The sequence below is a fragment of the Aeromonas sp. HMWF015 genome (genome assembly GCF_963878965.1).
In the GTDB taxonomy this organism is placed as follows: Bacteria; Pseudomonadota; Gammaproteobacteria; order Enterobacterales; family Aeromonadaceae; genus Aeromonas; species Aeromonas veronii.
Map to the genome: position 1 here is coordinate 1 of NZ_CAWNZT010000356.1, position 8,523 is coordinate 8,523.

Genomic DNA, 8,523 nt, shown 5'->3' on the forward strand with positions numbered 1-8,523 from the left:
TGGTGTCGATGAAGGTACCTGTCATGGAGACCAGCCCCTGCTCCACACACGAATCGGTCTTGGCTGCCGCCGCCGCGATGGGCGCAGAGCCCAGTCCCGATTCGTTGGAGAAGACCCCGCGCGCCACCCCTGACTGAATGGCCAGCATGATGCTGGCACCGACGAAGCCGCCGGTCGCCGCATGGCCGGTGAAGGCACTATCGATAACCAGCATGACGGCATCGGGCAGGGCGCTGGCGTTGTTCACCAGCACGCCCAGACAGGCGACGATGTAGAAGATGGCCATGAAGGGCACCACCTTGCTCGACACGCTGGAGATGGATTTGATCCCCCCCAGAGTCACCAGCGCCACGATCAGGGTCAGCACCACGGCGGTCGCTTCACGGGGCACCGAGAAGGAGAGGCTCATGGCGTCGGAGATGGCATTGACCTGCGGGAAGGTACCGATCCCGAAGAAAGCCACGCCGATGCCGAACAGGGCAAACAGCTTGGCCAGCGGCTTGGAGCCGAGCCCCTTCTCCAGATAGTACATGGGGCCACCCGCCATCTGGCCATTGGCATCCTGCTCGCGATATTTCACCGCCAGCAGACACTCGGCGTACTTGGTGGCCATGCCGAACAGCGCCGCCATCCACATCCAGAACAAGGCACCCGGGCCCCCCAGCTTGATGGCGGTGGCCACCCCGACGATATTGCCGGTGCCGATGGTGGCAGAGAGTGCGGTACAGAGGGCGCCGAAGCTGGAGACATCCCCCTGCTTGCCCTGCCCCTGATCGCGGCCAAAGACCAGACGCAGAGCGAGCGGCAAGCGCACCACCTGAAGCAGACCCAGACGCAGGGTGAGATAGATACCGGTCCCGACCAGCAGGATCAGCAGGGGTGGACCCCAGATAAAACTATCGATGGCGGTTAACGCCGATTGAATTGATGACATGCATCCTCCTTAAGAAACAGAAATTAAGGAGGAGAAGGATGATCTTCCCATAGGTGTCGCGATCGGCCAGAGGCGATCGGATGCGGGCCAAGCCCAGGTACAACCATCCCATCCCCTCTGTCCTTTTGCCTGAGAGTTTCCGGCGCCAGCCTGCCCTTGCGGGTAGTCATGGTGCCTTGCTCCTTCGGCGCCCGATTTAACGGGTCTCTCCAGAGTATCGTCCAGTAGCAGTCCACACCGGTTGCCCGGTACCTGAAAGATTCACTTCTTCGGTGGATGGTTGCCCATCGCTCTCCTGCTACCTTCATCCGAACTAGTTTGGATTAGGAAGTCGGCATGTTAATCCAAAAAATGTGAGCTGTCTCGCACTTGGCCGCCCCCATTTATATTTTTTTAGTGACCATCAGAATCGCAGCAAGAATGTTAAATGTTAGTTAAGTATCAACAAGTTAGGCTCTCACGGATCAAATGTGGCCCAAACGGGAAAAATGGCGGATAGAGAACAGTGATCCCTCTCGTTTCGCCAAGAAAATCTTGCCGACATATCCAATCAAAATGCTTGCGCACAGAATCAATAAGCCGATAATCCGCTGCATAACCAATCACTTTGTTATCAATTTATGCACTGTGTTCGGTTGGTCCCACCGGACCGCTCGCCTGACCCGGCCGTCGCCGGTTCAATCGCATATGGCTTGGGCATATCACGCCCCCTAAGGATGACCAAAAGAGAATGAACGAGACCCTGGTTGCAAAAGATGTGGTCGCACAAGATTACCGTCAGCTGGTTGAACAATTCGGCTCCCCCCTGCTGCTGCTCGACAAGGCAGCCGTCCGCAAACAGTATCGGGCCCTGGCCGCAGCCCTGCCCGATGTACGATTGCACTATGCACTCAAACCCCTGCCCCATGAGGCGGTGGTCTCTGTCTTGAAGGAAGAGGGGGCCTGTTTCGACTTGGCCACCAATGGCGAAGTCGATCTGGTGCGCAGTCAGGGGGTTCGCCCGGGACGTTGCATTCATACCCATCCCATCAAGCGCGACAGCGATATCCGTTACGCGCTGGAGTTCGGCTGCACTGTGTTTGTCTATGACAACCCGCTGGAGCTGGAAAAGTTCATTCCCTACAAGGACGAAGTGAAACTGCTGCTGCGGGTCAGCTTCCCGAACCCCGAGACCAAGGTCGATCTCTCCAAAAAGTTCGGCTGCACTCCGGAGCAGGCGCTGCCGCTGTTGCAACTGGGCCACGCCAAGGGGATCAAGGTGATGGGGCTGTCGTTCCACGTCGGCTCTCAGGTACCTCATGCCCGTCGCCATGTGCAGGCCATCGACGCCTGCCGCGAGATCATGGAGCAGGCCTGGGCGCTCGGGCTCAAGCCCTGGGTACTGGATATCGGCGGCGGTTTCCCGGTGGATTATGAGGGGGGCGAGTTCGATATCGACGGCTTCTGCGCGCCGATCCGCGAAGCACTGGCCAAGTTGCCCGCTACCGTGCAGAAGATTGCCGAACCGGGCCGCTTTATCAGCGCGCCGGCCATGACTTCGGTATCCAGCGTGATGGGCAAGGCGCACCGCGGCGACAAGATCTGGTACTACCTGGATGACGGCCTCTACGGCAGCTACAACGGCCAGCTCTATGACCACGTCACCTATCCGGTGAGCACGCCTTATGCCAGCGGCGAGCAACACAACTCGGTGCTCTCCGGCCCCACCTGCGACAGCGTGGATGTGATCCGCGATGGCATCATGCTGCCGGATCTGGCTATCGGCGAACTGGTGGTTGGCAAGGTGATGGGCGCCTACACCTGGGCCTCCGCCTCCACCTTCAACTTTTTCCCCAAGGCCAGCATCCTCATTCTGGACAGCAGCCAGAAGGGGCAGAAGCTGGTGGCAGTAGCCTGAGCACACCGCTCGCTCGCCAACAGGTTCACTGGGCAAAACAAGAGGGGGAAGCTTGCGCTTCCCCCTCTCTCATTCCACCAACCCCTATCAGATAAACTGACTGGTCAGCAGCCAGCCGGTGTAGGCGACGAAGCAGGTGAGCAGCACGCCCCCCTCCAACCGGTTGATGCGGCCCTGCCCCTTGCGGCCCAGACACATCACCAGCAGCAGCAGGGTCAGCCCCATCATGATGCTCCAGTCACGGGTGAGCACCTCCGGCGCCACATCGAGCGGGTGGATGCCCGCCGCAATCCCCACCACCGCCAGGGTGTTGAACAGGTTGGAGCCGAGCACGTTGCCAAGAGCCAGATCATGCTCCTTCTTGCGAATGGCGATAAGCGAAGAGGCCAGCTCCGGCAGAGAGGTCCCTACCGCGACTATGGTGAGACCAATCACCAGATCGCTGATACCAAGTGCCTGAGCGATGGTCACCGCCCCCCAGACCAGCAGGCGGGAAGCACCGATCAGCAGCACCAGCCCGACCACCAGCCAGAAGATAGCGCTCTTGAGGGACATTCCCTCGCTCTCGATATCCTCGGCGGTCTCGGTATCCAGCGCATCTCCCTTGCCATTCATGCCAGCCCAGATGGACCAGCCCATCAGGGCAACGAAGACGGCCCCCAGAATGACCGCATCCATCCGGCCCAGATGACCATCGATCAGCAGAGCGCCGGAGAGCAGGGTAATACCGAGCAGGATCGGGATCTCCTTGCGCACTACCTGAGAGGCCACCGCGATAGGGCTGATCAGTGCCGTCAGACCCAGGATCAGCGCGATATTGGTGATGTTGGAGCCATAGGCATTGCCAAGCGCCAACCCGGGATTGCCCTGGGACGCCGCCAGCGCCGAGACCACCATCTCCGGGGCCGAGGTACCAAAACCGATGATCACCATGCCGATCAGCAGCGGCGGCATCCCCGCATAACGGGCAGTGGCGGCGGCACCGTCGACAAACTTGTCTGCACTCCAGACCAGCAGCGCCAGTCCGGCAATCAGGGCAACAAAAGCCAGGGTCATAGGATCTTCATCTCTTGTTATCTGCAACGAAGCGCCAGCCCGAACGGGCAGGCACCATGGGAAAGTGGCGCCAGTGTAGCTGTGCCACCTCCCATTTCAAGGGGAAATCAAACCGTGATTAACATTTCACAGTGCAGCCAGCAGGCTCGCGGCATCGGAGACCTCGAACTTGCCCGGTGCCTCCACAAACAGCTGCTCGACCACACCATCGTTGGCGATCAACGCAAAGCGCTGGGCGCGCACGCCGCCAAAGGCACCGGTATCCTTGGCCAGATCCAGCGCCCGGGTCCAGCTGCCATCGCCATCCGCCAGCATGGTGATCGCCTCTGCATTCTGGGCCATCTGCCAGGCCCGCATCACGAAAGCGTCGTTGACCGACAGACAACAGATGGCATCCACCCCTTTGGCCATAAACTGATCGGCCAGCACCACATAGCCGGGCAGATGAGCATTGGAGCAGGTGGGAGTAAAGGCGCCGGGTACCGCAAACAGCACCACTTTTTTACCGGCGAACAGCGTCTTGCTATCCCGCAGCTGCTTGCCCTCGGCGGTGATAAAGGTAAATTCGCCCGCAGGCAGGGGGTGTCCTACAGCAATCATGATTTCTCGTCCTGAGTCGTGATGGGAAGTCGCCAGTTTATCCCAGAGTGACGATGCCGCCTAACAGCGGCTCTGAGCCTGACCATGGATAGCGGCAGGCATTTTCCCCTTGGGCAGACTACTCTTGAGCTGGTTTCACGGCGCCAGGAGGCCCCATGCAACACTATTACGATGGTCTGGAAATTCGTCCCCCCGCCATGCGCGAACAGCAGCAACTGGACCAGCTCAATCATCAGCTTACCCATGTCAGTCAATATTGCGCCGGTTACTCCAGCGCCTATCGCCAGTGCCGCCTCGAGGATCTGGCAGAGCTGGCCACCCTGCCACTGCTCGATAGCAAAGAGCTCTTTGCCGCTCAGCAAGCTCATCCCCCCTTTGCCGGTCTCACCGGCCGTCCGGCCAGTCAGGCGCTGCGGGTCTTCTCCTGTCCGGGCCAGCTGGCCATCCCCGAGTATGCGGGTGCTGACTGGTGGGGGGCCGCCCGGGCGCTGTTTGCCGCCGGTTTCAAGGCGGGGGAAGTGATGCTCAACGGCCACGACTATCATGCTGGCCCCACCGCCTTTATCTTCGATAACGGCGCCCGCCAGCTGGGGGCTCCCGTGGTACCCTGCGGGCCCCACGATACCCAGCGCCAGCTGGAGGCACTGCTGCGCTATCAACCCACCGGCTACGTCGGCCCGCTGGTGACCCTGCTCGACCTGCTGGAAGCGGCCGAGGCGGCGGAGATCCCGAGCGACTCGCTGCGCCGCGCCCTATTGTGCGAAGCAACCCATCCCGAAACTGCACCGCTGCGCGCCATTCACGGCATTGCGGCCCTCAACTGTCTGGTGTGGCAGGATGTGGGGGTGGTAGCCTACGAGAGTCAGCCCGGTCAGGGCTTTATCGTCAACGAGAGCTGCATCATCGAGATCATCGATCCCGCCAGCGGCAATCCCGTGAGTGGCGATGAAACAGGCCAGCTGGTGGTGACCCGGCTCGATCTGGAGTATCCGCTGCTGCGGCTAGCCACCGACTGGCAAGGTCACTGGCTCGCCAAACCGAGCGCTTGCGGGCGCACCAACCGGCGCCTCAAGCTGGTGTAGCAGACCAAGTAAATGCACAAAGGCAGACGGGCAGCCATCAGGCTGCCCGTCTTGTCTCTGGAGAAGAGAATATATGAAGTTGGTCAGCGTCTCGCCTGCCAGGTGGCGATGGCGAGCAGGGAGTCGGGGGTAAATTCGCTGGCACGCTCGGCGATCTCGGCCAGGCTCATCCAGTGCACCGCGCTCACCTCTTCGGCCTGCAACTGCAGCGGCCCCTGATAGTGGCAACTGAAGAGGCCACCCCAGACCCGGTAGCCCTCCCCTTCTGCATAAAAGCTGCCAAAGCCCTGCAGAGGAACATCCATAATCCCCAGCTCCTCGGCCAGCTCGCGGCGGGCGGAGCGCTCCATCTCCTCACCGGTGGTGACCACGCCACCGGCGCAGGCATCCAGCATGCCGGGGCAGAAATCCTTGCTGAGGGTGCGTCGCTGCACCAGGATCCGATCCGCGTCGTCGAGCACCAGAATATAGCTGGCGCGATGGCAGAGATTCTCCCGCCGCACCTTGGCTCGCTCGGCCACGCCAATCACCCGGTTGTTCCCGTCCACCACATCAACCCATTCCACGCACAGGCCCTTTTATTTGTTCCATTCAAGCCCGCAGTATATCGGTGCGGTGGTTTGCAATGGCACAACTTTTTCGATGATGCCGTCAATTTGCCGAGCTCACTGGCAAAATAAGGATTCATGCAAATCTTTATAAACCGTCATATCAGTGTCATCGACCGACACCATAGTGTGCCCTGTCCAGGCAATCAGGGAACCGTGTGATGAAGGTATTCAAGCAGTTATCCCCACGGCAGATCGCTCGCTACATCAAGAGCTTTCATCGAGGCTATTTTACCATCGAGTCGCTGGGGACATTTGAATTCAACGCGGGCAGGATCAGCCTCCATGGCCTGACCTGCCGCCAGCGGCTGAGACTGGCTCGCCAGATCAATCTGGCGGTCAGACAACTTGGTCACCGTGACCCCTTGCCGGACATGTGAGTCAAAGGGTCTTGCCCTACTGTCTGTTGTGCATCCATGCTTTGCCCGCCGGTTACTCGCCGCGCGGGCCGTTTTCGATATCGGTAATGATGCCGTTGCGCACCGTCACAAAGCGCATGAACTCGTTCTTGCCGAAGTTGTAGGTCCAGCGTTCACCATATTTGACCTGTACCATGTTGCCAAACTGGTTCTCCTCGTTGCGGTTGAGCTCTTCACGCAACATCGGCTCACCGCACTTGAGCAGCATCTCGGCGGTGGTGTCTCCCTCGGTGATCAGGGCGTTCTTGCAGCGCATGGCATCGGCACTGGCCGGAATGCTCAGCAGCAACAGAGCAAGCCCCGCTACTTTCTTCATCTTCTTGCTCATCGGGTTCTCCTTATCCTCTCTAATGAGTCGCAGTATGCCTGTTCCCGTTTCTGAAAAAACCAGTCAATGGCGCAAAAGTGCCGCCCTTTTCTGCTCTCCAGCCCGCTGGTCGCGACAAATGCTGTCTATCACATAACCCAAAAACAAACGGCGATCCGAGGGTCGCCGTTTGCATCAAGCCAGCAGGATCACAGGATGTCCAGCAGCTCGACTTCAAATACCAGTGCAGAGTAAGGCGGGATGGAGCCCGCGCCACGGGCACCGTAGGCCAGATCGTGGGGGATATAGAGCTTCCACTTGGAACCAACCGGCATCAGCTGCAGCGCTTCAACCCAGCCAGCAATCACGCCGGTCACCGGGAATTCAGCCGGCTGGCCGCGAGCGACGGAGCTGTCGAATACGCCACCGTGGGTGAAGGTACCGTGGTAGTGCACACGCACGGACTGACCGGCTACCGGAACGGCACCGTTGCCTTCAACCAGCACTTCGTACTGCAGACCGGAGTCGGTCACTTTCACTTCAGCGCGCTTGGCGTTATCAGCCAGGAAGGCTTCGCCGTCAGCAGCTGCGGCCTTGGCGGCGGCTTCCTGCTCTTCTTGCATACGCGCAGTGATCACCTGGAAGGCATCATTGATATCGTCACGGCTGACCGCGAACTCCAGACCATTCAGGGCATCTGCCAGACCTTGTTGCAGGGCCGGGATATCCAGACCGGCGAAGGCTTGCTGCGCCAGCTGATCACCCATGTTGCGGCCGATGCCATAGCTGGCCTTCTGTTCGATAGAGTCGTATTGGGACATTGAGATGTTGCTCCAGATCCATGTAGTAAAGAGGCGGGATAATATCAGACTTTTGGCTGGGGTGCTGCCGGGGGTGCCCCTGATTTCCCCGTCAGTGGGAGGAACTTCACACAAGATGCGGATGAACGCCGCCCAACGGCGGCGATCTGCTTAACCGCGATCCAGCAAGACTCTGACCGCAGCCACCTTGGCGCCATCGGTGATATTGACCCGACCATCATCCGAAGTGCCCATATTCACTCCGTGCGGCACCATGCCACCGCGCCAGCCCATGCCGGACATATGCACTTCGCTCACCCCGGTGAACTCGATGATGATACGCACGTTGTCGGCATTGACCCCGGCCCCCGGCATCAGGCTGGCACGCCCCGCCAGCGCCTGCTGCATCTCCTGCAGGGTTTCCAGCCCAGCCAGCGCGGTCGGCGCATGGCCCGAGCTTAAAATGCGCTCGCAACCGGCAGCAACTATGGTCTCCAGATCGAGGCGCCAGTCGGAGGAGAGGTCGATGGCGCGATGGAAGGTGACCCCCAACGATCCTGCTGCATCCACCAGCTGTTTGAGCTTGGCGGCAGGCACCCGCCCCTCCTCATCCAGCAGACCGACCACCACCCCTTGCAGCCCCGCAGCACGTGCCGCCGCGATATCCAGCAGCATCATCTCGAACTCGCCGTCGTTGAAGCAAAAATCCCCGGCGCGCGGGCGGATCATGGCGTACACCGGCACAGTGGCGTGGCGGGCTGCCTGCTGCATAAAGCCGTAGGAGGGGGTCAGGCCGCCCAGACCCAGCGCAGAGCAGAGC

The 8,523-nt window shown here is 60.2% G+C and carries 10 protein-coding genes and 1 riboswitch; of the genes, 3 read left to right on the plus strand and 7 right to left on the minus strand.

Going from position 1 to position 8,523, the window contains the following annotated elements; translation table 11 throughout:
* Positions 1-934 (minus strand): alanine/glycine:cation symporter family protein (locus AACS18_RS18015; RefSeq protein WP_108612931.1); only part of this gene is annotated, 934 nt, incomplete at its 3' end.
* A 107-nt stretch (positions 935-1,041) separates the two neighbouring features.
* Positions 1,042-1,157, minus strand: a riboswitch (glycine riboswitch).
* A 507-nt stretch (positions 1,158-1,664) separates the two neighbouring features.
* Here AACS18_RS18015 and AACS18_RS18020 point away from each other — a divergent pair.
* Positions 1,665-2,831, plus strand: coding sequence for a type III PLP-dependent enzyme (locus AACS18_RS18020; RefSeq protein WP_108612932.1), 1,167 nt, complete (start codon positions 1,665-1,667; stop codon positions 2,829-2,831).
* An 87-nt stretch (positions 2,832-2,918) separates the two neighbouring features.
* Here the strand turns inward: AACS18_RS18020 and AACS18_RS18025 are convergent, their stop codons facing one another.
* Complete coding sequence (locus AACS18_RS18025; RefSeq protein WP_108612933.1) at positions 2,919-3,887, minus strand: calcium/sodium antiporter; 969 nt, start codon at positions 3,885-3,887, stop codon at positions 2,919-2,921.
* A 126-nt stretch (positions 3,888-4,013) separates the two neighbouring features.
* Positions 4,014-4,487 (minus strand): peroxiredoxin, encoded by a 474-nt coding sequence (locus AACS18_RS18030; RefSeq protein WP_108612934.1) that lies wholly within the window; start codon positions 4,485-4,487, stop codon positions 4,014-4,016.
* 155 nt (positions 4,488-4,642) lie between these two features.
* On the opposite strand from AACS18_RS18030, the gene AACS18_RS18035 reads away from it, so the two are divergent.
* Positions 4,643-5,569, plus strand: coding sequence for a phenylacetate--CoA ligase family protein (locus tag AACS18_RS18035; RefSeq protein WP_069526297.1), 927 nt, complete (start codon positions 4,643-4,645; stop codon positions 5,567-5,569).
* Between the two features lie 83 nt (positions 5,570-5,652).
* On the opposite strand, the gene yfcD is transcribed toward AACS18_RS18035, so the two are convergent.
* Positions 5,653-6,135, minus strand: a complete 483-nt coding sequence (yfcD, locus tag AACS18_RS18040) for an NUDIX hydrolase YfcD (RefSeq protein ID WP_058059161.1) — start codon at positions 6,133-6,135, stop codon at positions 5,653-5,655.
* A gap of 203 nt (positions 6,136-6,338) precedes the next feature.
* Between yfcD and AACS18_RS18045 the strand changes: the two genes are divergently transcribed.
* Positions 6,339-6,557 (plus strand): DUF1107 family protein, encoded by a 219-nt coding sequence (locus AACS18_RS18045; protein ID WP_108612935.1) that lies wholly within the window; start codon positions 6,339-6,341, stop codon positions 6,555-6,557.
* Between the two features lie 52 nt (positions 6,558-6,609).
* On the opposite strand, the gene AACS18_RS18050 is transcribed toward AACS18_RS18045, so the two are convergent.
* From AACS18_RS18050 to AACS18_RS18060, 3 genes are all read right to left on the minus strand, one after another.
* Positions 6,610-6,924 (minus strand): DUF2845 domain-containing protein, encoded by a 315-nt coding sequence (locus tag AACS18_RS18050; protein WP_033135134.1) that lies wholly within the window; start codon positions 6,922-6,924, stop codon positions 6,610-6,612.
* Between the two features lie 188 nt (positions 6,925-7,112).
* Positions 7,113-7,724: an FKBP-type peptidyl-prolyl cis-trans isomerase gene (locus AACS18_RS18055; protein ID WP_005338405.1), complete on the minus strand. Its 612-nt coding sequence runs from the start codon at positions 7,722-7,724 to the stop codon at positions 7,113-7,115.
* Positions 7,725-7,874: 150 nt separating this feature from the next.
* Positions 7,875-8,523: copper homeostasis protein CutC (locus AACS18_RS18060; RefSeq protein WP_258228765.1), on the minus strand; the 649-nt coding region annotated here is incomplete at its 5' end.